21 protein-coding genes are annotated in these 21,901 nt (G+C 74.9%); 14 read left to right on the forward strand and 7 right to left on the reverse strand.

The features are described 5' to 3' along the window. Window positions 1-124: 124 nt before the first annotated feature. The 3 genes from ypfJ to QSK00_RS17335 form a co-directional block, all read right to left on the reverse strand. A complete protein-coding gene (gene ypfJ, locus QSK00_RS17325) occupies window positions 125-1,138 on the reverse strand; it encodes a KPN_02809 family neutral zinc metallopeptidase (protein ID WP_285592403.1) in 1,014 nt (337 codons plus the stop codon). A gap of 71 nt (window positions 1,139-1,209) precedes the next feature. After that, window positions 1,210-1,347 carry a hypothetical protein gene (locus tag QSK00_RS17330; protein ID WP_285592404.1) on the reverse strand — a complete coding sequence of 46 codons (138 nt, stop codon included), beginning with the start codon at window positions 1,345-1,347 and terminating at the stop codon, window positions 1,210-1,212. Between the two features lie 111 nt (window positions 1,348-1,458). After that, on the reverse strand, window positions 1,459-2,904 hold the full coding sequence (locus QSK00_RS17335) for a glycoside hydrolase family 183 protein (protein ID WP_285592405.1): 1,446 nt from the start codon (window positions 2,902-2,904) through the stop codon (window positions 1,459-1,461). A gap of 150 nt (window positions 2,905-3,054) precedes the next feature. Here QSK00_RS17335 and QSK00_RS17340 point away from each other — a divergent pair, with 150 nt between their 5' ends. After that, the gene (locus QSK00_RS17340; protein WP_285592406.1) at window positions 3,055-4,242 is read left to right on the forward strand and encodes an acetyl-CoA hydrolase/transferase C-terminal domain-containing protein; all 1,188 of its coding nucleotides are present in this window, start codon (window positions 3,055-3,057) and stop codon (window positions 4,240-4,242) included. An 8-nt stretch (window positions 4,243-4,250) separates the two neighbouring features. On the opposite strand, the gene QSK00_RS17345 is transcribed toward QSK00_RS17340, so the two are convergent. Next, complete coding sequence (locus tag QSK00_RS17345; protein WP_285592407.1) at window positions 4,251-4,538, reverse strand: hypothetical protein; 288 nt, start codon at window positions 4,536-4,538, stop codon at window positions 4,251-4,253. Window positions 4,539-4,776: 238 nt separating this feature from the next. Here QSK00_RS17345 and QSK00_RS17350 point away from each other — a divergent pair, with 238 nt between their 5' ends. Then, window positions 4,777-5,112: a hypothetical protein gene (locus QSK00_RS17350; RefSeq protein WP_285592408.1), complete on the forward strand. Its 336-nt coding sequence runs from the start codon at window positions 4,777-4,779 to the stop codon at window positions 5,110-5,112. 273 nt (window positions 5,113-5,385) lie between these two features. On the opposite strand, the gene QSK00_RS17355 is transcribed toward QSK00_RS17350, so the two are convergent. Next, window positions 5,386-5,679 carry a metal-sensitive transcriptional regulator gene (locus QSK00_RS17355; RefSeq protein ID WP_018331607.1) on the reverse strand — a complete coding sequence of 98 codons (294 nt, stop codon included), beginning with the start codon at window positions 5,677-5,679 and terminating at the stop codon, window positions 5,386-5,388. Between the two features lie 84 nt (window positions 5,680-5,763). On the opposite strand from QSK00_RS17355, the gene QSK00_RS17360 reads away from it, so the two are divergent. From QSK00_RS17360 to QSK00_RS17415, 12 genes are all read left to right on the forward strand, one after another. After that, window positions 5,764-7,971: a heavy metal translocating P-type ATPase gene (locus tag QSK00_RS17360; protein ID WP_285592552.1), complete on the forward strand. Its 2,208-nt coding sequence runs from the start codon at window positions 5,764-5,766 to the stop codon at window positions 7,969-7,971. Continuing rightward, window positions 7,968-8,327 carry an NADH-quinone oxidoreductase subunit A gene (locus QSK00_RS17365; protein ID WP_285592409.1) on the forward strand — a complete coding sequence of 120 codons (360 nt, stop codon included), beginning with the start codon at window positions 7,968-7,970 and terminating at the stop codon, window positions 8,325-8,327. The genes QSK00_RS17360 and QSK00_RS17365 overlap by 4 nt, the downstream gene beginning before the upstream one ends. Continuing rightward, window positions 8,318-9,313, forward strand: coding sequence for a hypothetical protein (locus QSK00_RS17370; RefSeq protein ID WP_285592410.1), 996 nt, complete (start codon window positions 8,318-8,320; stop codon window positions 9,311-9,313). The genes QSK00_RS17365 and QSK00_RS17370 overlap by 10 nt, the downstream gene beginning before the upstream one ends. Before the next feature lie 10 nt (window positions 9,314-9,323). Then, window positions 9,324-10,220, forward strand: a complete 897-nt coding sequence (locus QSK00_RS17375; protein WP_285592411.1) for an NADH-quinone oxidoreductase subunit H — start codon at window positions 9,324-9,326, stop codon at window positions 10,218-10,220. Continuing rightward, on the forward strand, window positions 10,217-10,732 hold the full coding sequence (locus tag QSK00_RS17380; RefSeq protein ID WP_285592412.1) for an NADH-quinone oxidoreductase subunit J: 516 nt from the start codon (window positions 10,217-10,219) through the stop codon (window positions 10,730-10,732). Before QSK00_RS17375 ends, QSK00_RS17380 begins: the two co-directional genes overlap by 4 nt. Beyond that, window positions 10,729-11,040: an NADH-quinone oxidoreductase subunit NuoK gene (locus QSK00_RS17385; protein WP_285592413.1), complete on the forward strand. Its 312-nt coding sequence runs from the start codon at window positions 10,729-10,731 to the stop codon at window positions 11,038-11,040. Before QSK00_RS17380 ends, QSK00_RS17385 begins: the two co-directional genes overlap by 4 nt. Further along, a complete protein-coding gene (locus tag QSK00_RS17390; RefSeq protein WP_285592414.1) occupies window positions 11,037-12,923 on the forward strand; it encodes a proton-conducting transporter transmembrane domain-containing protein in 1,887 nt (628 codons plus the stop codon). The genes QSK00_RS17385 and QSK00_RS17390 overlap by 4 nt, the downstream gene beginning before the upstream one ends. Further along, on the forward strand, window positions 12,923-14,455 hold the full coding sequence (locus QSK00_RS17395) for a complex I subunit 4 family protein (RefSeq protein ID WP_285592415.1): 1,533 nt from the start codon (window positions 12,923-12,925) through the stop codon (window positions 14,453-14,455). Before QSK00_RS17390 ends, QSK00_RS17395 begins: the two co-directional genes overlap by 1 nt. After that, complete coding sequence (locus tag QSK00_RS17400) at window positions 14,452-15,855, forward strand: NADH-quinone oxidoreductase subunit N (RefSeq protein ID WP_285592416.1); 1,404 nt, start codon at window positions 14,452-14,454, stop codon at window positions 15,853-15,855. Before QSK00_RS17395 ends, QSK00_RS17400 begins: the two co-directional genes overlap by 4 nt. 117 nt (window positions 15,856-15,972) lie before the next feature. Further along, window positions 15,973-17,382 (forward strand): ammonium transporter, encoded by a 1,410-nt coding sequence (locus tag QSK00_RS17405; RefSeq protein ID WP_285592417.1) that lies wholly within the window; start codon window positions 15,973-15,975, stop codon window positions 17,380-17,382. 39 nt (window positions 17,383-17,421) lie between these two features. After that, window positions 17,422-18,423, forward strand: a complete 1,002-nt coding sequence (locus QSK00_RS17410; RefSeq protein ID WP_285592418.1) for an aminotransferase class V-fold PLP-dependent enzyme — start codon at window positions 17,422-17,424, stop codon at window positions 18,421-18,423. Between the two features lie 219 nt (window positions 18,424-18,642). Further along, window positions 18,643-18,951: a hypothetical protein gene (locus QSK00_RS17415; RefSeq protein ID WP_285592419.1), complete on the forward strand. Its 309-nt coding sequence runs from the start codon at window positions 18,643-18,645 to the stop codon at window positions 18,949-18,951. On the opposite strand, the gene QSK00_RS17420 is transcribed toward QSK00_RS17415, so the two are convergent. Together QSK00_RS17420 and QSK00_RS17425 are read right to left on the reverse strand one after the other, a co-directional pair. Then, window positions 18,937-20,400, reverse strand: a complete 1,464-nt coding sequence (locus QSK00_RS17420; RefSeq protein WP_285592420.1) for a glucose-6-phosphate dehydrogenase — start codon at window positions 20,398-20,400, stop codon at window positions 18,937-18,939. The genes QSK00_RS17415 and QSK00_RS17420 overlap by 15 nt on opposite strands. 68 nt (window positions 20,401-20,468) lie before the next feature. Next, window positions 20,469-21,896, reverse strand: coding sequence for an MFS transporter (locus tag QSK00_RS17425; protein WP_285592554.1), 1,428 nt, complete (start codon window positions 21,894-21,896; stop codon window positions 20,469-20,471). Window positions 21,897-21,901: the final 5 nt, after the last annotated feature.

Here is a 21,901-nt window from a genome sequence, read left to right on the forward strand (position 1 = left end):
GGGCGCTCTGGAACCTGCTCCACGTGTCCCTCGCGGGCGCCTGGCCCGTTGCTCCGGTCGCGAGGGTGACCTCAGACAGGTCGACGGGCCGCCCGCCCTGCCTGGTGTGCCCCTCGCGGGAGGCTCAGAGCGCATTCGTCGAGAACGTGTCGCAGCGGGTCGGGTCGCCACCGGTGTAGCCGGTGGTCAGCCAGCGCTTGCGCTGGTCGGACGACCCGTGGGTGAAGGTGTCCGGGTTGACGGTGCCGCCCCCGAGCTTGCCCTGGATGTAGTCGTCGCCGATGCGCTGGGCGGCGTCGACGGCGGATCCGAGGTCGGCCGGCGTGATGTCCTCGATGAGGGCGGGCCGACCGGCCGCCGGCTGGCTCGCGTGGTTCATCCACACCCCGGCGTAGCAGTCGGCCTGCAGCTCGAGGCGCACCGAGTCCGACGTCGCGCCCTGCCGGGACCGCACCTTCGCCTCGGTGCCGAGCTGGGCCTGCACGTGGTGGCCGTACTCGTGGGCGAGCACGTAGGCGTTCACGAGCGGCCCACCCTGCGCGCCGAACTGCTGCTGGAGCTGGTCGTAGAAGCTCAGGTCGATGTAGACCAGGTTGTCGCCCGGGCAGTAGAACGGGCCCGCGCTGGAGTCGGCCGACCCGCAGGCGGTGCGCACCGAGCCGGTGAAGAAGGTCGTGTCGACCCGCTCGTAGGTCGGTTGCGCGCCCCGCACCGCCGACGCCGCCCGCGCGTAGCCGCCGCCCGCCCAGTACGCCTGGATCGAGTTGATGTCGGCGACGATCGCGCAGTCCAGCTTCGTGTTGGCGTCCCGCCCGGTGCGGCACTCGCTCGCCAGGTCGCTCGTGCCGACCCGGCCCGGGCCGCCGGGGTCGCCGAACCCGCCGGCGACGCCGGTCGTCATCCCGGATCCGCCCCCGAGGAACTGCACCGCGAGGAACCCGATCACGGCGACGACGATGACACCGAGGCTCGCCTTGCCGCCGCGGCCCCGGAGGAGCAGGCCGAGGACCAGCGCGATCAGCCCGCCACCACCGCCGCCGCCCCCACCGAGGCCTCCGAAGCCTCCGGAGCCCCCGGACGAGCCCCGCTGGTCGGTGACCTCGGACGCGTCGAGCTGGGCGTCGTCGTCGTAGCGCATCGCGAAGTTCCTCCGGCCGTGTCGGTTCGCGTCGATCCTGTCGCGCTCACCTACCCGACCGGAAGCCGGGCCTACGACCGGTAGTTCTTCCGCCCGTTCCACGCGTTGCGTCCGTCGCGCCGCGCCCTTCCGGTCTCGGCACGCCACCGCCCGAGGAAGTAGCCGATGACGATCCCCACCAGCACGAACAACATCCACGCCTCGACCACGCAGGCCCCCCTGTCCGGTGTCTGCCGTCAGGCGTAGCACGGGTGTTCGAGTGGTGGTCGGGAAATTGCGACGGTCGGTGGCCGAGGTTCAGTCTCCCGGCCCAGTCGGGCTCACGGTGGAGTGGTCTCGTCCGCCGGTTCCGGCGACGCCGTGTCGATCGTCGGCGGGGTGGTCGTCGCGGCGGGAGCCGCGGCGGGGGCCGCGGCGGTGGTGGACGGGGCCTGCGAGGTGGGCGCCGCCGGCGTGGTGACCGGCGTCGTGGTCGCCGGCGGCGTGGACGACGGCATGGGCGTGGACGTCTCCGGTGCGGGCACCGCCGACCGGAACCCGGGAGCGCTGAGCGAGGCCGACCGGGCGGGAGCCGACTGCGGGACCACCGCGGCGGGCAGCGGCGCGCCCGCGGCGAGCGGCGTGAGCCGGGTCTTCATCAGCTCGACGCGGTAGGTCGTGTACTGCGACATCGTGAACCAGATGTCCGGGCCGTCGTTCCAGCGTGGCGTGAGGTAGGGCGCGTAGGCCTGGGGGAACTCCTTGGTGGTCGTGACCACCTGGGCGGGCGTCCACGGGCCGGTCGGCGTGGTGGCCGTCCGCAGGACGACCTCGCCGGTGTCGTCGACCAGGTACATCATGATCCAACGCTGGTAGTAGGCGTTCCAGCGCACCGAGAGCTCGCCGACCGGGCCCTTCACCACCGGGACGGCGTTGGCCTCCCCCGCTACCCAGTCGGTGCCGTTCCAGTAGCGGTAGGCCGTGGTGTCGGTCAGCTTCTCCGCCGGGACCCGGGCCAGGGAGAGATCGCCGTAGCGACCGCCGGGGATGCCGTACACGTAGATCTGGGAGCCCGGAGCGGTGCCGGCCTCGACCGGCGAGGCCGGGTCGTCGGGTCCGCCCGGCCGGACGTAGGCGACCTGACCGAACTTGGAGTCGGCGGCCCAGCGGGCGCCGGAGTCGGTCCAGGTGGTGCCGCCGTCGGTGGAGGTGACCATGCCCGCGCCGGTGAGCCGCCAGTGACCGGGCCGGTCGAAGCTCTGCACCGACATGTACTGCAGGTTCATCGTGGTGTTCTTCGCCCCGGTCGCGATGCCGTAGGTCGGGATCACCGTCTCCTGCACGCCCTTGCGCTTCTGGGAGGGGATCAGTTCCTTCGCGTGCCCGCCGCGGTCGGTGATCATGCCCTTGAACGAGAGCCCGTTCGCCGGGGAGGCGGGCGGGTCGATCGAGGCGATGACGTTGGAGCGCCAGTCGGTGTGCGGCACGGAGAAGAAGTTCTTCGCCGCCGGGGCGCCGAAGGTGTCGCCGAACGTCATCGCCATGCGCGGCCCCACCATGAACATGTGCCCCAGGTCGGTGCCCTCGACCCCGTACCGTGCGCCGGTGTCGTTGATCGATCCGGCGCCGACGAGGTCGGCGACCTTCGCGGTGGCCGACCGCTCGACCGCCCAGGCGCCCGTCTCGGCGGGGGCCGCCACCGCGGCGGTCCCGACCGTGAACCCGACGAGGGCGGCCAGGCCGGCGGTCAGCCCGGCGAGGACCCGCCGGCGGCGTGGGTGCTCCATGCGGGCGCACGCTAGGAAGCGCAGGCGCCGCGCCCGGGGCGCGAAACGCCCGATCACCCACAGGTGTCCCACCGACCACCCGGGGAACGCCGTGGCCGTCGGGCATGATCACCGTACGCCGACCGACACCCCGTTCGAGGAGTCCCGATCGTGAGCGCGGAGATCGACACGCGAGCCCTGGCGTCCCTGGTGCGGCCGGGAGCGCGGATCGCGCTGGCCGACGGGTGCGGCGCACCCCGGGCCGCATACGCGGCGCTCGGCGCGATCGCCCGCGAGCGCGGCGACCTGCGCCTGCTCCTCGGATGGATGCCCGCGTCGGTGGAGGGCCTCGACCTCGCCGCGTTCGCCGACGCCCGCACCGTGATGCCGGGCTGGGGCCTGCGGACGGGGGTCGCCGCCGGCCACGTCCGGGCCGTGCCCGCCCGGCTCTCCGCGATGCCCGCGCTGCTGGCGGGTCCGCTCCGGCCGGACCTCCTCGTCCTGGCGGCCGCCCCAGGGCCCTACGGGCCGGTGCTGGGCAGCGAGGTGTCCTGGCTGCGCGCGGTGATCGACGCCGGGGTGCCGCTCGCGGTCGTGCTCGACGAGGCGCTCCCCCGCGCCACCGCCGGCCCGCCGCTGCCCGAGGACCAGACCTTCGTGATCGGCCACACCGCGGACGGCCCGGCGACGGTGCCCGTCGCCCCCGAGCCGAGCCCCGAGCACCGGCGGATCGGCGAGCTGGTCGCGGGGCTCCTCCCCGACGACGCCCGGGTCCAGTGGGCGCCGGGGCAGCTCGGCCAGGCGGTGGTACGCGGCATCCTCGAGCGGGGCCGCCCGGTGCACGCCGACTCCGGGCTGCTCGGCGACCCCGTGGTGGACCTCGACGAGGCCGGGTTGCTCGCCTCGACACCGACGGCGACCTACCTCGTCGGCACCCCGCGCCTCTACGACTGGGCCGACGCGCACGGACGGGCCGGCCGCCCGGTGCTCCACGGCGTCGAGGTCACCCACGACCCGAACCGGCTCGCGGCCGACCCGCCGCTGGTCGCGGTGAACACGGCGGTGGAGGTCGACCCGGACGGGCAGGTCAACGTGGAGGGCACGGCCTCGGCCCTCGTCGGCGGGATCGGCGGGCACCCCGACTACGCCGCGGCCGCCACCCGCTCACGACGCGGCCTGTCGGTGGTCGCCCTCGCCAGCACCCACCGCGGGCGGTCGACCCTGGTCGACCGCCTGTCGCGACCGGTCACGACGGCGAGCCACGACGTCGACGTCGTGGTCACCGAGCACGGGGTGGCCGACCTGCGCGGTCTCGACCGGGAGGAGCGCCGCACGGCGCTGCGTCGACTCTGGCCCTGACGCAGGCGTCAGCTCGCGAGCACGCGCTCCTGCCGCGTCTCCTCGCGGAGCACCTCCATCAGGGCGGTGGCGAGATCCCCCGCGGCGGGGTCGTTGACGAGCAGCAGCAGGGCGATCAGGACGCGGGCGTGGGCGCGGCGCTGCACCCCGCCGACCGCCGGGGCGCCCTCGGTCAGCGGCAGCGCGTTCTGCGCCAGGGCCAGGGCGACGTCGTGCGCGAGGCCCTCGAGGATCCACACCTCGACCTGCGTCACGACGGACGCCGCCAGATCCTCGAGCCGTCCCGGTTCCGCCACGTCGGCCATCACCCCTGTTCCAACGTTCACGTAGGTAGTCTTACTGATCACGGACCGATGTCCGGACCCCCCTTTTCCGACGGGTGGACGGTGCCCGTTGTCGCCCGCCGGAGTGGCGCCGTGACCCCCGGTGCACGGGTTCGGGGTCCGTGCGTGCGCGACGCCGCAGGTGAAACCCAGGTGACCCCGAACCGCGATCCGGCGACACCGACGTGAACGGCGGGTAGCGTCGGGCCGTATGGCCGACCGTGTGCTGACCAGCGTCCCGACGGGCCCCGAGGCGGCACCGGCCCTCCCGCCGGAGAAGCACGGGGACCCGCTGTCCGCGCCGGACCTGCTGGACGCGCTCGACCGGGGCGACGACGCTGCCGTGCGCGCGTGGATCACCGCACACACGCCGGAGCCGGAGAGCCTCCTCATGTACGGACTGTTCCTCGGGGCGGGCGTCCTCGGGTTGGTGGAGTGGCCCGCGGTCCTGCTGTCCTGCCTCGGGCAGCTGGTGGTCGACCGGCGCTTCGGCGGGGTGGAGAGCCTCGCGGCCCAGCTGCGGGCACGGGTCGCCGCGGTCGGCTGACCCGCCTCGTCGTCGGGCGGGCCCCGCCGACCCGGTCCCGGAACGAACGTCTCCGGCGCAATCAGGAGGGACACCCCGGCGACCGGGAGCATCCGCGGCGTGGCAGCGGCGGGAGGTGTCGTCGGTCATGGGGCGGCCGCATCACGTTGCGTACAACCAGTTGAAGATGGCACAGTCGCCCGCGCCGGGCTCCTCGCCCCCCGAGGAGTCCGGTCAGACCCCGTCGCCCCTCCCCCCGGGGCGACGGGGTCGCTCCAGCGGCCGACCCGTCGGTCAGGACCGCACGAGCCGGGCGATCGCGGCCGAGGCCTCCGCGACCTTCTCCTTCGCCTCCGCGTCCCCCGCCTTGGCGGCGTCGACCACACAGGAGCCCATGTGCTCCTCCAGCAGCGCGAGCGCGAGGTTCTGCAGCGCGCCGGTCACGGCGCTGACCTGCGTGAGGACGTCGATGCAGTACTTGTCCTCCTCGACCATGCGCGCGATGCCCCGGACCTGGCCCTCGACGCGCTTCAGGCGTCGCAGGTGCGCGTCCTTGTGCGGGGAGTAGCCGTGCTGGTGCTCGCTCACGGGTGTCATCATACCGGGGTGGGGTATACCTTCCCCGATTGACTCGAATACCCCCCAGGGGTACCACTGGTAGACGTGGAGACGATGACGCCCGCCGTCGACGGCCGCACGAGCACGCAGCTCGCCATCTCCGGGATGACGTGCGCCTCGTGCGCGATGCGCATCGAGAAGAAGCTCAACCGCCTCGAGGGCGTCACCGCGAGCGTCAACTACGCCACGGAGAACGCGCACGTCGACCACCCGGCGGGGATGGCGACGGACACGCTGGTCGAGACCGTCGAGAAGCTCGGCTACGGCGCGACCCCGCCGGCGACGCGCGAGGAGCCCGCATCCGGGGAGTCCGACGGCTCCGACCCCGAGGTCGACGCGCTCCGTCACCGCGTGCTGGTCAGCGCGGCGCTCTCGGTGCCCGTCGTGGCGCTCGCGATGGTCCCCGCCTGGCAGTTCGTCGACTGGCAGTGGATCTCCCTGGTGCTGGCCGCTCCCGTCGTCGTCTGGGGTGGGTGGCGCTTCCACCGGGCCGCGGCGGTGAACCTGCGCCACGGCACGGCGACGATGGACACCCTGATCTCGGTCGGCACGCTCGCCGCCCTGCTGTGGTCGGTCTGGGCGCTGCTGTTCGGGGACGCCGGCATGCCGGGCATGACCCACGAACTCTCCTTCACCGCCGACCCGGGCGACGCGATCTACCTCGAGACCGCGGCCGCCGTCACCACGTTCGTGCTCGCCGGCCGCTTCTTCGAGGCCCGCGCCAGGCGGCGGGCCGGCGCCGCGCTACGCGCCCTGCTGGACCTGGGCGCCAAGGACGTCGCGCTGCTCACCGAGGACGGCGAGCAGCGCGTCCCGGTGGAGCGGCTCGTCGTCGGGAACCAGTTCGTGGTCCGCCCGGGCGAACGGGTCGCGACCGACGGCGTCGTCGTCTCCGGGGTCGGCGCGGTCGACGCGAGCACCGTGACCGGGGAGTCGGTGCCGGTCGAGGTGTCGCCCGGCTCCGAGGTGGTCGGGGGCTGCGTCGCCGTCGGGTCGCGGCTGGTGGTGCGCGCGACGCGGGTCGGCGCGGACACCCAGCTCGCGCGCATCGCGGCGCGGGTGGCCGACGCGCAGAACGGCAAGGCTGCGATCCAGCGGCTGGCCGACCGGGTGTCGGGCGTGTTCGTGCCCGTCGTGATCGCGGTCGCCGTGCTCACCTTCGTGGGCTGGCTCGTGGTCCCGGGCGACGTGAGCGGGGCCTTCACCGCCGCCGTCGCCGTCCTCATCATCGCCTGCCCGTGCGCGCTCGGCCTGGCCACGCCGACGGCCCTGATGGTCGGCACCGGCCGGGGCGCACAGCTCGGCATCCTGCTGCGTGGCCCGGAGGTGTTGGAGTCCACCCGGCGCGTCGACACCGTGGTCCTCGACAAGACCGGCACCCTCACCACGGGGCGGATGCGGCTGGTCGGGGACGTGGAGGACACCGCGCTCCGGTACGCCGCGGCGGTCGAGGACGGGTCCACCCACCCGATCGCGCGGGCGATCGCGGAGGCGGGCCGGCGCGCGGGGGCGCTGCCCGCCGCGACCGACGCACGGACGATCGACGGACTGGGGGTGAGCGGGACGGTGGACGGCGTGGACGTGCTCGTCGGCCGGCCCGCGCTGCTGGCCGAGCGGGGGATGCCCCTCACCGCCGCACTCACCGCCGACCTCGAGGCCGCGCAGGCCGACGGGGCCACCGCCGTCGTCGTCGGCTGGGACGGCACGGCGCGGGCCGTGCTCGCGGTGGCCGACACCGTCCGGGAGACCTCGGCCGACGCGGTGCGCGCGCTGCGCGACCTCGGCGTACGGCCCGTGCTGCTCACCGGCGACCACGAGGCGGCCGCCCGGGCCGTGGCGGCGAGCGTGGGCATCGACGACGTCCGCGCCGGGGTGCTGCCGGAGGGGAAGGCCGACGCGGTCGCCGCACTGCAGGCCGAGGGGCACACGGTGGCGATGGTGGGAGACGGCGTGAACGACGCCGCTGCGCTCGCCCGGGCCGACCTCGGGCTCGCCATGGGTGCGGGCACGGACGTGGCGATCGAGGCGGGCGACGTGACGCTGGTCCGCGAGGACCTGCGCGCGGTGCCCGACGCGCTGCGCCTCGCCCGCCGCACCCTCGCGACGATCCGCGGCAACCTGTTCTGGGCGTTCGCCTACAACGTGGCCGCCCTCCCGCTGGCCGCGTCCGGTCTGCTCAACCCCATGATCGCGGGCGCCGCGATGGCGTTCTCCAGCGTGTTCGTCGTGGGCAACAGCCTGCGGCTGCGGCGGTTCCGGTGAGCCCCTTCGTGGCGCTGGCCGTCGTCGGCGGGGCCGCCCTGGTCGGGGTCGGGCTGGTCGTCGCCGTGTCGTGGACGCTGCGGGCGACCCGCGGGCGGCGGCGTCCCCTCGTCGCCGCCCCGCACGCGGGCGGGATGCCGGTGGTCGAGCACGCCGTGTCCCGCTGGCACGTCCGCTGGCCGACCCTCGCGCTGGTCTTCCTGGCCTTCGACATGGAGATGCTCTTCATGTACCCGTGGACGCTCGTCGTCGCGCGGACCGGCACCGGTGCCGCGGTCGAGATGTTCGTCTTCCTCGCGGTCCTGCTCGTCGGGGTCGGCTACGCCTGGCGGGAGGGCGCCTTCCGGTGGTCCTGACCTCCGTCGTCGCGCGTCGCCCGCACGTCCTGACGGTCGCGCCCGCGACCGTGGACGCCGGGCTGCGTACGGCCGTCGAGGCGGAGCTCGCCCGCCGCCGCTGGCCTGCGGCGTCCTCCCCCGCCGACACCGACGTGGTGCTCGTGCTCGGCACACCGGGGCCGAGGCTCGCCGACGTGGTCCGGTCGGTGTGGGCGACGGTCCCGGCGCCCCGGGCGCTGGTGGGAGTCCCGACGGAGGTCGCGCTCCGGTCGGTGCTCGACGAGGCGGCGGCGGGGCTGGTCGCGTCGCGTGGCAGGACGTCGTTGCTGTCGGCCAGTGACAGCAACGACGTCCTGCCACAGGAGGTGGGCGAGCCCCAGATGGCCGACCTCGCCTTCTACGACCACGACGGGCTCGCCCTCGACGCGCTGCACGTGGCGGTCGGGCCGGTCCTCCCCCACTGGCCGGCCGGTCTCGTGGCGCACGTGACCCTGGCCGGGGACCTGATCACCGACGCGCGGGCCGAGGTGCTCGACGTGCCGGCCAGCGTCGGCCCCGGCAGCCGCGGGCGGTCCCCGCTCGGCCCGGACCGGACGCGGCTCGACATCCTCACCCGGGTCCTCGGTCTCCTCGGCGCCGACCACCTCGCCGCCCGGGCCCGGCAGTTGCGCGACCGCGACCCGGAGCCCGGCGAGCTCACCACCTTCGGGCGGCGGCTGCGGCGGAACCGGCCGCTGCGCTGGGCCCTCCGGGACGTCCCGCTCGTCGGCGGGCCGGTCGAGGAACGGACGCTCGAGGAGCGGGTCGCGAACCTCGCGGGCGCGCTGGGCGGCAGCCTCCCGCCCCCGGTGCGGCCGACCGCCGAGAAGGCCGTGCAGGCGATGGTCGGGCTCGAGCTCGGCGCCGCCCGGCTCGCCCTCGCCGCGATGGACCCCGACACCGCCCTCGGCGCCGGCCCGGTCACCGCCTTCACCCCGGCGGAGGTGGCCCATCAGCATCACTGAGCTGGTCGAGTTGGTCCTCCTCGCCCCCGCCCTGGTCGTCGTCGCCGGGCTGGCGGCGGCCGCCGGCGCCGCCACGGCCGGCGAGGGGCCGACCGCACCCGTCGTCGAGACCCTGCGCCTGCTGACCAAGCAGCGCCGCCGCACCCTCTCCGACGACCCCGCCCTCGCCCGGATCGGCCTGACCGCGCTCCCGGTCGCCGCCGTGCTCGCGCTCGCCGTCGTCCCGCTCGGTGACCGGGCGCCGGTCGACCTCGGCGTCGGGGTCGTGTGGTTCAACGCGATGGAGGTCGTCGCCTGGTTCGCGGTGTGGGTGGTCGGCTGGGGACCGAACGCGGCCACGAGCCTCGCCGGCGGGTACCGCGTCCTCCCGCTGGGACTCGCCTACGAGCTGCCGCACATGCTCGCGATCATCACCCCGGCGATCGCCGCGGGCTCGCTGTCCCCCGGGGTCATCGCCGCCGCCCAGCACGACCTCTGGTACGCCGTGTGGATGCCGGCGGCCTTCCTGCTCTACCTGCTCTCGGTCGCCGCCATGGCCTTCTGGGGCCCGTTCGCCGCGCCGCTGGGCCGCGACCTCGCGGGCGGTGCCGCCGCCGAGCACGCCGGGCTGGACCGGCTGCTCCTGCTCGCCGGGCGCTGGATGCTCCTCACGGCGGCCGCGGCGATGGCGGTGCCGCTCTTCCTCGGCGGCGGGGCGCCGCCGCCGATCACCGGGCCCGACCCGTTCCCCGGGCTGCCCGTGCTGTGGTTCGCGGTCAAGCTCGTCGTCGTGCTCGGGCTGCTCCTCGCCCTACGGCGCGCCGTGCCGATGCTGCGGATGGCCCGGTTCGCCACCCTCGCGTGGACCGTCCTCATCCCCCTCGCCGTGGCGCAGGCGCTCGTCGTCACCGTGGTGGTCCTCCCGTGATCGCGCTGGTCGCCGCCCTGGGCGCGGTCGCGGTGATCACCGGGCTGCTCGTGTTCACGGTCGACTCGATGGCGCGCGCGACGTTCCTGCTGCTCGCGTCGTTCGTCGCGGTCGCGGTGGTGCTGATCGGCTTCGGGCTCGGCTACCTCGGGACCGTCGTGATCCTCATGATGACGATCGAGATGATGATCATGGTCGTCTTCATGGTCATGCTCATGATGAACCCGGCCGGGCTCATGCCGATGACGATGGTCCACAACCGCCGCGGCTCCTGGGCCATCGCGCTCGTCGCCTTCGGGCTCCTCACCGCGGGCGTCTGGCTGGTCCCCTTCCCGGTCCGGGCGAGCGCAGCGTCGCGGGGTGTGACGTCGGGTCCTGCCGTGGGTCCGGACCCGACGGTCGCCCTGGGCGACGCGCTCATGGGCGGGCAGATGCTGACGATGATGACACTCGGCCTGGCGCTGCTGGCCACGATCGTCGGAGCCGTCGCCGTGGCGGTGAGCCGACGGTGACCGAGCTCGTCCTGCGGATCGCGCTCACCGTCGCCGCGGCGCTCGTCGCGACCGGGCTCTACGGGGCGCTCTCGCAGCAGTCGATCGTCATGATCATGATGGGCCTGGAGCTGGTGGTGAACGGCCTGATCCTGGGTGCGGGCGCGTTCTGGTGGGCGGGCGGGCAGCCGGTCGCGGCGAGCGTGCTGATCGTCGTGCTCCTGACCGTGATGGCCGTCGAGATGGCCCTGGGCTTCGCCGTGGCCCTCGCGCTCTACCGCGCCCGGCAGGTCGACCTGACCGACGACGCCGGGGAGCTCGCCGGATGACGCTCCTCCTGGCACTGCTCATCGCCGTCCCCGTCCTCGCCGGTCTGGTGCTGCTCACCGCCTTCCCGCGCGCGACCGGGGCGCGGGTGGTCGCGGCGGGGCTGGTGGCGGCCGTCGTCACCGCCGCGCTGGCCCTCCAGCTCGCGACCGCCCGCCCCGTCCTCGGGCTCCCGGTGCTGATCGTCCCGCTGGTCCCGGGGATCACGTTCACCTACGCCGTCGACGGCCTCGGCGCGGTCCTCGCGGTGACGGTCGCCGTGATCGGCGCACTCGTGCTCCTCGCGGCCGCCGGGGAGGACCGGCTGCGACGGGGCCGGTTCGTCGGGATGGTCCTCGTGTTCCTCGGGGCCATGCTCGCCACGGTCACCGCCGCAACGCTGCCCGCCCTGCTCGCTCCCTGGGAGGTGATGGGCGCGGCGAGCTGGGCCCTCATCGCCTTCGACCGCCGCGACCCGGCGGTCGGGCCCGCCGCCGGCCGCGCCTTCCTGACGACGAGGACCGCCGACGTCGGGCTCTACCTCGCCACCGGCGCTGCGCTGGCCGCCGGGGTCCCCGGCCTGTCCCTCGCCGGGCTCGCCACCGCCGACCCCGGGTGGACCTCGCTGATCGCGGCCGGGCTCGTCGTCGCCGCCCTCGGCAAGTCCGCGCAGCTGCCGTTCTCCGGCTGGCTCTCCGGGGCGATGATCGGACCGAGCCCGGTCTCGGCGCTGCTGCACTCGGCGACCATGGTGGCGGCCGGCGCGGTGCTGCTCATCCGCGCAGCTCCCCTGCTCGCGACGACGGGCTGGGCCGCGACCACCGTGGCGTGGGCGGGCGCCCTCACCGCGGTGGTGCTCGGCCTCGTCGCCTGCGTCCAGCGCGACCTCAAGCAGCTGCTCGCCGCGTCCACCTGTTCGCAGGTGGGCCTCATGGTGCTCGGCGCCGGGGTGGGCGCCCTCGGCGGGGCGGCCGGCCTGCTCGTCGCGCACGCCGCGGTGAAGGCGCTGCTCTTCCTCGCCGCGGGCGGCTGGCTCGCGCTGCTGCGCACCCGTGCCCTGCCCGCGCTGCGGGGCGCGGCCCGGCGGCACCCCGCGGTCGGCGTCCCCTTCACCGTCGGCGCGATCGCGCTCGCCGGGGTGCCGCCGCTGTCGATCTGGTGGACCAAGGACGCCGTGCTCGCCGCCATCCCGCTCGGTGACGGCGGGCTGACCGTGGCCGCGCTGCTGGCGACGACGCTCTCCGCGGTCTCCGCCACTCGCGCTGCGTGGTTCGTCTGGCGGCCCGTGCGCTCGCCGTCGATCCGGCGGGGACCGGATCGCGCCGGGCGCTCCGGCCGCCCCCGCCGCCACGTCCCGGTCGCCATCACCGCCGCTCTCGCCGTCCTCACGGTGCCCGCGGTCGCGCTGGGCGCCGTCGGCGTGGCGGTCGGGCTCGTGCCCGGCGCCGATCCGGGCGAGCTGGTGACGACGGGGGTGGTGGTCGTCCTCGCGGCCGCGGCCACCTGGGCGCTCCACACACGCCCGGTGCAGCTGCGCTCGCGGGCCTGGGGTCGGGCGGCCGGCACCGCACGCGGCTGGTTCGGGCTCGAGCGGCTGGTCGGACCCGTCGTCGGGACCCCGGTGCTGGCGCTGGCGCGGCTGCTCGACCGGGCCGACGCGACCCTCGGTGCGGCCGTGCCCCGGGCCGCGACGACGGTGCCGGACCTGGCCCAGGGCGTCCAGCGGTACGGCGAACGGCCGGTCGCGGCGGCGGTCGACCGGCTCGCCACCGGAATCCGCCGTCTCGGTGACCTCGCGCGGCGCCCGCAGACCGGGCAGCAGCACCAGTACTACGCCCAGGGGGTGATCGCGATCGGCGTGCTGGCGGCCGTGGCGGTGGTCGTGGTGTCGGCGGGGGTGCGCTGATGCTGACCGTGATGTGGGTGGCGCCGCTGGTGGTGGCGCTGCTGCTGGTCCCGGTGACGCGCCGCGAGGTGCTGCTGGGCGCGTGGATCGTGCTCGCGCTGCTCGAGGCGGTGCTGGCGGGGGTGGCGTGGGCCGGTGTCGGCACCGGCTACGCGCACGAGGTGGTGGTGCCGTGGATCCCGGCGTTCGGGGTCGGCTACCACCTGGGTCTCGACGGCCTGTCGGCGCCGCTGGTGGCGATGACGACGGTGGTGTTCCTCGCCGTGGCGCTGTACTCGCTGCGCGCCGACCCGGCCCAGGACGGCGACACCGACCCCCGGCGCACCCGCGGCTGGGTGCTGCTCTTCCTGGGGCTCGAAGCGGTGTCGGTCGGGGTGTTCGTCGCCCTGGACCTCGTGCTGTTCTTCGTCTTCTTCGACGTCGCGATCGTGCTCATGTACTTCGTGATCGCGGGCTGGGGCAGCGGCGAGCGGGCCCGCAGCGCCCTGCAGTTCTTCCTGTACACCTTCGTCGGGTCGCTCGTGATGCTGCTCGGCTTCCTCGCGCTCGCCGTCTCCGGGCCGGCGCTCACCTTCGACATCCCGACGCTGGCCGCCCGTCCCCTCGGCGGCACCGCCGGGACCCTCGCCCTCGTGGCCATCGGCGTCGGGCTCGCGATCAAGACGCCGGTCTGGCCGGTGCACACGTGGCTCCCGCCGGCCCACACCGACGCCCCGGCGGCCGGGTCGGCGGTGCTCGCGGCGGTGCTGCTGAAGATGGGGACCTACGGGTTCGTCCGGATCGCGCTGCCGCTGCTGCCCGGGCCGTGGCGCTCGGTCGCGCTGGTCGCGGTGGTGCTCGGCGTGGTGTCGGTGCTGTGGGGCGCGCTGGTCGCGCTCGCCCAGCGCGACCTCAAGCGGATGATCGCCTACACCTCGGTGAACCACATGGGCTACGTCCTGCTCGCCCTCGGCGCCGCCGGTTTCCTGACGGCGGGTCCGGCGGCCCGGGGCCTCGCCGTCACCGGCGCCACGGTGCAGATGGTCTCGCACGGCCTGGTCACGGCGGCGCTGTTCCTGCTGGCCGGCGTGCTGCGCGAACGCGGCGGGACCTCGGAGATCGGCGCCTGGTCGGGGATCGCGGGCCCGATGCCGCGCTTCTCGTGGACCTTCGCCGTCGCGGCGTTCGCCTCCCTCGGCCTGCCCGGCCTGTCCGGGTTCGTCGCGGAGTTCTCGATGATCGCGGGATCGCTGGCCGCCGTGCCGGTCGCGGCCGCGCTGTCCGCCCTCGGGCTCGCCGTGACCGCCGCGCTGTTCGTCCGGGCGCTGCAGTCGATGCTGCTCGGCGACCGGCACCTCCCGCGCCGAGCGGAGCGGGTGCCGCCCCGGACGGGCACCTTCCGACGGCCGGCCCCGGTCGACCTGCGGGTGGCCCAGACCGTGGCCGTCGGGCTGCTGCTGGCCGGCTCGCTCGCGATCGGGGTGGCGCCCGCCCTCGTGACCTCGACGATCGCGCCCGCGGCCGCGACGGTGGTGGACCTGGTGTCGCGGTGACCGCCGACCTCCTCGTGCTGGCCCCGGAGGCGCTGCTCGCGCTGGGGGCCGTGCTCGGGCTCGCCGTCGGGACCTGGCTGCCGCCCGGCCGGGAGGGCGCGGTGCGCGGGATCGGGGGCGTCCTCGCCGTCGCCGCCGCCGTGGCGGCGCTGACCGGGCCACGGGGTCCGGCCTTCGACGGCACCTACCTGGTGGACACGGCGACCACGGTGGTGCGGGTCGTGGTGGCGGGCGCCGTCGTCGTGACGCTGGTGCTGGCCGGGGACCGTCCGGACGTCAGCGGTGGCCCACGGCCGACGTCGGGTGACAGCGGTGGGCCACCGCTGACGAGCGCCCGGGGCGACACCGCCTTCGCCGTGCTGCTCCAGCTCTCCGCGGTCGGCGCGATGCTGCTCGGCGGCGCCACCGACCTGCTCCTGCTCGCCGCCGCGGTCCTGCTCGCCGGCCTCCCGCTCGCCGCGCTGGCGGGTCTCGCCCGGGACGGCCGGGCCACTGAGGCGGCACTCAAGTACTTCCTGACCTCCGCCCTCTTCGGCCTGCTCGCCCTGACCGGCACCACGCTGCTGCTCGGCCTCGCCGGCGCCACCACCTATCCCGCCCTCGTGGGCCTCACCGGAGCCGCACCCGCCGTCGGGATCGTGCTCGTGCTCGCCGGGCTGCTCATGGCCGCCGGGGCCGTGCCCGCGCACTACTGGGTCCCCGACGCCGTGGACGGCACCTCGCCCGTGACCGGCGCGGTCCTGACGACGACCGCCAAGATCGGCGCGCTCGTCGCGCTCTGGCGGTTGACCCTCGCCGTCCCGGCCGTCCCGACGCCGCTGCTCGTCGCGATCCTCGCCGTCGCGTCGATGACCCTGGGCAACCTCGCCGCGTTCGCCCAGACCTCGCTGCGGCGCCTGCTCGCCTACTCGACGGTCAGCCAGGTCGGGTACCTGCTCGTGCCGGTCGCGGTCGCGCGGGAGACGGCGCTGGCCCTGCCGACCCTGCTCGGCTACCTGGCCGCGTACACCGTCACCAACCTGGCCGTGTTCGCCGTCGTCGCCGCGCGCCCGCAGGCCCTCGAGATCGGCGAGCAGCGCGGCCTGGCCCGGCGTCATCCCGCGCTCGCCGTGGCCCTGGCGGTCGGCCTGCTGGGCCTGGTCGGCACGCCCCCGACGGTCGTGTTCGCGGGCAAGCTCGGCGTCTTCGCGGCCGCGCTCGACGGCGGGGCGGCGTGGCTCGCCGTCGTCGCGGTGGTGAACTCGATCGCGAGCCTCTTCTACTACCTGCGCTGGATCGCCCCGGTGTTCTCCGCGGGCGACCCGGTGCTGCGCGACCCGGTGGCGCCCCGGGCCCGCGCGGTCGCCGTCGGCCTGGCCGTGGTGTCGGTGGTGGGCACGGTCGCCCTGGCGACGCTCTGACACACCCGGCGTCGTCTGTCCGGGCTGTTCACAGATCGGAAACCGGCGGCGTGTGACGGGACGACGGCACTTACGGCAGTCTGTTTTGCGCTGGACGGGTGAAGGTGGTGTCGGAGTGTGATCAATACCGGGGACACGGCGTGGGTCCTGGCGTCGAGCGCGCTCGTCATGCTGATGACGCCGGGCCTGGCCTTCTTCTACGGCGGCATGGTGGGCGCCCGCAGCGTGCTCAACATGCTGATGATGGTGTTCGCCTGCCTGGCCGTCGTCCCGGTGCTGTGGCTGCTCTACGGCTACTCGGTGGCGTTCGGCTCCGACGCCACGGAGCTGGGCCTGTTCGGCGGCCTGGAGCACGCGGGGATGCGGGCCGTCATCGGGGCGACGGTCACGTCGGCGCCGGGTCACACCATCCCGATGTTCGCCTACGTGATGTTCCAGCTCATGTTCGCGGTGGTGACCCCGGCCCTCATCGCCGGAGCGATCGCCGCCCGCGCGCGGTTCGGCGCCTGGATGGTCTTCGTGGCGCTCTGGTCGACCCTCGTCTACTTCCCGGTGGCGCACTGGGTCTTCGACTTCTCCGGGTACGCGTCGTCGGTGTCCGGTGGGCCGGCCGACGGGGGCTGGATCGCCAACGTGCTCAAGGCCGAGGACTTCGCGGGGGGCACGGCGGTGCACATCAACGCGGGTGCCGCCGCCCTCGCGCTCGCCCTCGTGCTCGGGCGTCGGGAGGGCTGGCCCCGCTCGGCACCCCGGCCCCACCACGTACCGTTCATCCTGCTCGGCGCCAGCCTCCTGTGGTTCGGCTGGTACGGGTTCAACGCCGGCTCGGCGCTCGCCGCCACCGACACCGCAGGGCTCGCGTTCACCAACACCACCGGCGCGACCGCGGTCGCCGTCCTCGGGTGGATGGCGATCGAGTGGCTCCGGGACGGGCAACCGACGACCTTCGGCGCGGCGTCCGGGGCCGTCGCGGGCCTCGTGGCCGTGACACCCGCCTGCGCCTACGTGAACACCGTCGGTGCCCTGTGCATCGGGCTGGCCGCGGGGGTGGTCTGCGCCTGGGCGGTCGGCTGGAAGTACCGCCTCGGGTTCGACGACTCCCTCGACGTGGTCGGGGTGCACCTCGTCGGCGGGCTGATCGGCGTGCTGCTCATCGGCCTGTTCGGCACGTCGAGCACCGGCACCACCGGCGCCGCGGACGGCCTCCTCTACGGCGGGGGCCTCGACCTGCTCGGGAGGCAGGCGCTCGCCGCGGGCGCGGTCGGCGTCTACTCGTTCCTCGTGGCGGGCTTCCTGGGCGTGGTCATCTCGGCGACCATCGGCTTCCGGGTCCGCCGGGACGAGGAGCTCGCGGGCATCGACGAGAACGAGCACGCCGAGACCGCGTACGACCTCGCCGGGCTGCTGTCGGACCCCAGCCGGCCCCGGAGCGGGCCGCCCCCCGCCGGGCGGCACGCCTCCCCCGACGGCTCCTCGAACGGGGTCGGTCGGCCCGACCCGGCGGCCCTGCCACCGTGGGCGCAGTGACAGTCCTCGGGACGCACGACGACGGCTAGCGTGCGGCGGGTGATCACTGCCTTCGGCGCCGACTTCGACGTCGAGCCCGGGTACCTGAACACGCCGTCGGTCGGCATCCCGCCACGGCACGTGGTCGACGCCGTCCGCTCCTGGGTCGACGACTGGGCCGCGGGCCGCATCTCCGCCCCCGCGATGGACGGCCCGGTCGACGTGACCCGCGCCGCCTTCGCGGCCCTCACCGGCTTCCCGACGACGGACGTGGCGGTCGGGTCGGTCGTCTCCGGACTGCTCGGGCCGGTCGCCGCGTCGTTCCCCGCGGGCACGCGCGTGCTCACGGCGGCCGGCGAGTTCACCAGCGTGAGCTTCCCGTTCGCCGCCTGCGGGCACGAGGTCACCGAGGTCCCGGTCGCCGCGGTCGGCGAGCGCGCGGGCGACCACGACGTCGTCGCCGTCAGCGTCGCGCAGTCCGCCGACGGCACCCTGGTCGACCTCGACGCCCTGCGCGGGTCGGGGGCCGTCGTCGTGCTGGACGCGACGCAGTCGCTGGGCTGGCTGCCGGCGGACCTGTCCTGGGCCGACGTCGTCGTCGCGGGCGGGTACAAGTGGCTGCTCTCGCCCCGCGGCTGCGCGTGGGGGGCGTTCTCCGCGCGGGCCCTGGAGCGGGTGACGCCGAGCGCGGCGGGGTGGTACGCGGGCGAGGACCGGTGGGACGCGGTCTACGGCCTCCCGCTCCGGCTGGCCGGGACGGCCCGTCGCCTGGACGTCTCCCCCGCCTGGTCGGCCTTCGCAGGTGCGGCCGTCGCCCTGCCGTGGCTGGCCGGGCTCGACCGGGCCGCCGTGCACGCGCACGGCGTCCGGCTCGCGGACCGCCTCCGCACGGCCCTCGACCTCCCGCCGTCGTCGAGCCCGATCGTCTCGATCCCGGGCGACCCGCAGCGCCTGCTCGACGCCGGTGTGCGCTGCGCCGCCCGGGCCGGCGCCACGCGGGTCGGCCTCCACCTGCACAACACCGACGCCGACGTCGACCTCGTGCTGGACGCCCTGAGATAGGGGGGCGGGCGCCGAGTGCGGCGATGTGCGTCACCTCCGACACACATCGCCGCACTCGCCGACGAGGAACGACCACGACGGCGGTGGGTGACATCACGGGCGCCACCCGAGACGGTGCCGTGCGCTGGGCCGACGGCACAGGCGACGTGGCTCACCCGTCGTCAGGAAGACCGAGCAGGCACCCTGGGGAGCGCTCCCCAACGCGTCTGGAGGTGCGACATGCGCACCCGCGTCCGTCACGGGCACGCCGTGACCGCCCTGCTGCTGCAGGCCCGCTCGATCGTCCTCGTCCGGCGTCGCACCGGGCGCTACGACGACCTGTCCGACGCGGCGGTCAACGTCGTGAGCAACGGGCTGACCGGCGTGGCCGTCGACCCGTCCGCGGTGCCGGCGCCGCTGCGTGAGGAGGCGACGGCGCTCGCCCACCGCATCGTCGACGACGACCACCCCGAGGACTCGCCGCTGTGGCCGCCGCCGGGCGAGGACCTGCCGGTCACCAGCTGGATCCACCCGTCACTGGTCGCCTAGCGTCCAGCCGATCGGCTCGGCGAGGCGCAGCGCGTCGCGCGGTCCCCAGGACCCGGGCTCGTAGGACTCGATCGGCGCCGAGCCGTCGAGGGCGGCGCCCGCGGCCTCCCAGACCTCCTCGAGCCCGTCGGGCCGGGTGAACAGCGTCCGGTCGCCGAGCAGGATGTCGTGGATGAGCCGGACGTAGGGCGGCAGCGGGTCGCCGCCGTGCACGTCGTGCAGCGGGATCGTCGTCCACTGCGTGGTGAGCTGGGACTGGCTGCCGGGCAGCTCGATGTTCATCGAGATGCCGAGCTCGCCGTCGCCGGAGAGGTCGAAGCGGATGACGTTGCCGCGCTGGGGGATGTCGGCGCCCGCCCCGCCGTCCTCGTCGGGCGCGCAGTAGGGGCCACCCTGCGGGTCGCGCATCACCAGCGAGACCTTCTGGTGGCTCTCGGCCATCTTCTTGCCGGTCCGCATGAGGAACGGGACGTCGCGCCAGCGGTCGGTGTCGACGAACATCCGGGCCGCGACGAAGGTCTCGGTGTCGGAGTCGTCGGCCACCTCGTCGATGTCGCGGTAGCCGTCGAACTGTCCGCGCACCACGTCGTCGGTGGTGAGCGCACGGAAGGCCTTCACCGCGTCCGCGCGGGCCTGCGCGATGTCGTCCGCGGCGAGACTCCTCGGCGGCTCCATCGCGATCTCGGCCGCCACCTGGAACAGGTGGGTGACGAGCATGTCGAGCACCGCACCGGTCTCGTCGTAGAACTCGGCCCGGTCGGCGACGTCGAGGGTCTCCGGGACGTCGATCTGCACGGCGGCGACGTGGTGGCGGTCCCAGCTCGACCCGAACAGGCCGTTGGCGAACCGCAGCGCACGCAGCTGCTGGGTCGCCTCCTTCCCGAGGAAGTGGTCGATCCGGTAGATCACGGACTCGTCGTAGACCCGGTGCACCGCCTCGTCGAGCGAGCGGAACGACTCCAGCGAGGTGCCGAACGGCTTCTCGTAGACCACGCGGCTGCGCTCCACGAGGTCGTGGGCGGCGAGCGCGTTGGTGTAGTCCTCGAAGGTGGTGGGCGGGAGCCCGAGGTAGTGCACCCGCTGGACGGCCGACGGATCGCCGTCGCCCAGCTCCTGCTCGGCCTGGGCGACCTTGTCGACCAGCTCGCCGGGGTCGTCGACGGTGAAGCCCTTGCCGGCGAAGTGCAGGCGACCGGCGAACTCCTCCCAGACGTCACGGGGACCGTCGTCGGGCTTCGGCCCGAACTCGGTCAGCTTCTCGTGCACGTGGGAGCGGAAGTCGTCGTCGGAGAGCTCGCGGCGCCCGCTGCCGATCAGCTGCCACTGCGCGGGCAGGAGCTTCTCCTGGGCGAGCCGGAAGAACGCCGGCAGCACGAGCCGTGCCGCGAGGTCGCCGCTCGCGCCGAACAGGACGAAGACGGTGGGCGGGGTGCCTCCGGGATCGGTCACGAAGACCTGCTTCCCCCGCTTGCCCCTGCTTGACACGTCCGCGGGCACGCGAGGGTCCCGACGGCGGGTCAGCCGGGGTCGGGGGCGGGTTCGGAGACCCCGCAGTGCGAGCACTCGTGCACCTGGAAGCGCGACGTGGGGCGCAGCAGCAGGGCCGTGAGCAGGGCCGCACCCAGGAGCAGGCACGCCGCGATGACGACGGCCCGGTGGTAGCCCGCCGAGAACGCCACCGGGTCCGTGTAGTCCGCCCCGGCGATGCCCGCGGCGGCGGGGATCACGGCGACGGCGAGCAGGCCGGCGGCGCGGGCGACGGCGTTGTTCACCCCGGACGCGACCCCCGCGTGCCGGTCGTCGGCCGCGTCGAGCACGGTCGCGGTCAGCGGCGCCACGGTCGCCGCCAGCCCGAGCGCGAACAGCACCACCGCGGGCAGCACCTCGGTCCAGTACGAGGCCCCCGGCCCGACCCGCAGGAGCAGCAGCATGCCGCCGGCGGCGACCACCAGGCCGACCGTCATCGGCAGCCGCGGCCCGATCCGCGTCGCGAGCCGTCCGGCGCGGGCGGAGAGCAGCAGCATCACGAGCGTGATCGGGAGGGTCGACAGCCCGGCCCGCAGCGGCGAGAAGCCGGCGACCACCTGCAGCTGCAGCACCAGGAGCACGAACAGCACCCCGAGCGCGGCGTACATCAGCAGCGTCACGACGTTGAGGGCGCTGAACCGCGGGTTGGCGAACAGGTCCGGCGGGACGAGCGGCGAGCGCGACCGACGTTCCACCACGACGAAGGCGACGAGCGCGACCACCCCGGCCGCACCCGTCGTCAGGACCGCCGGGGTGGTGCCGGCCGCACCGGCCTCGGTGAGCGCCCAGGTGACGGCGCCGAGCCCGACGAGGGCGAGGACCGTGCCCGGGAGGTCGAGGTGCTGCGCGGCGGACGGGTCGCGCGACTCCGGCACGTGGCGCAGCGCGGCGGCCACGACGACGGCGGCGACCGGGAGGTTCACGAGGAAGACCGCCCGCCAGTTCCACTCGACGAGCCAGCCGCCGACGAAGGGACCCACGGCGCCGGCCACCCCGGCGAGACCCGACCACGCCCCGATCGCCGCGGCGCGGTCCTCCCCGTGGAAGGAGGCGGAGATCAGGGCGAGCGAGCCCGGCGTCAGGAGCGCACCGCCGACGCCCTGCAGCGCGCGGGCCGCGATCAGCACCTCCACCGACGGCGCGAGACCGCACAACGCGGACGCCACGGCGAACCAGACGACGCCGACGAGGAACACCCGCCGACGCCCGAACCGGTCACCCAGGGAGCCGCCCAGCAGGATGAACCCGGCGAGGGTGAGCGTGTAGGCGTTGATCGTCCACTGGAGGTCGGCGAACTCGGCACCGAAGTCCGACCCGATCCGCTCGAGGGCGACGTTCACCACCGTCGAGTCGAGCATCGCCAGACCCGACCCGAGCACCGTCGTCGCCAGCACCCAGCGCCCGGCCGGGGTCCGCATCCGCA

Source organism: Actinomycetospora sp. NBRC 106378 (genome assembly GCF_030269685.1).
In the GTDB taxonomy this organism is placed as follows: Bacteria; Actinomycetota; Actinomycetes; order Mycobacteriales; family Pseudonocardiaceae; genus Actinomycetospora.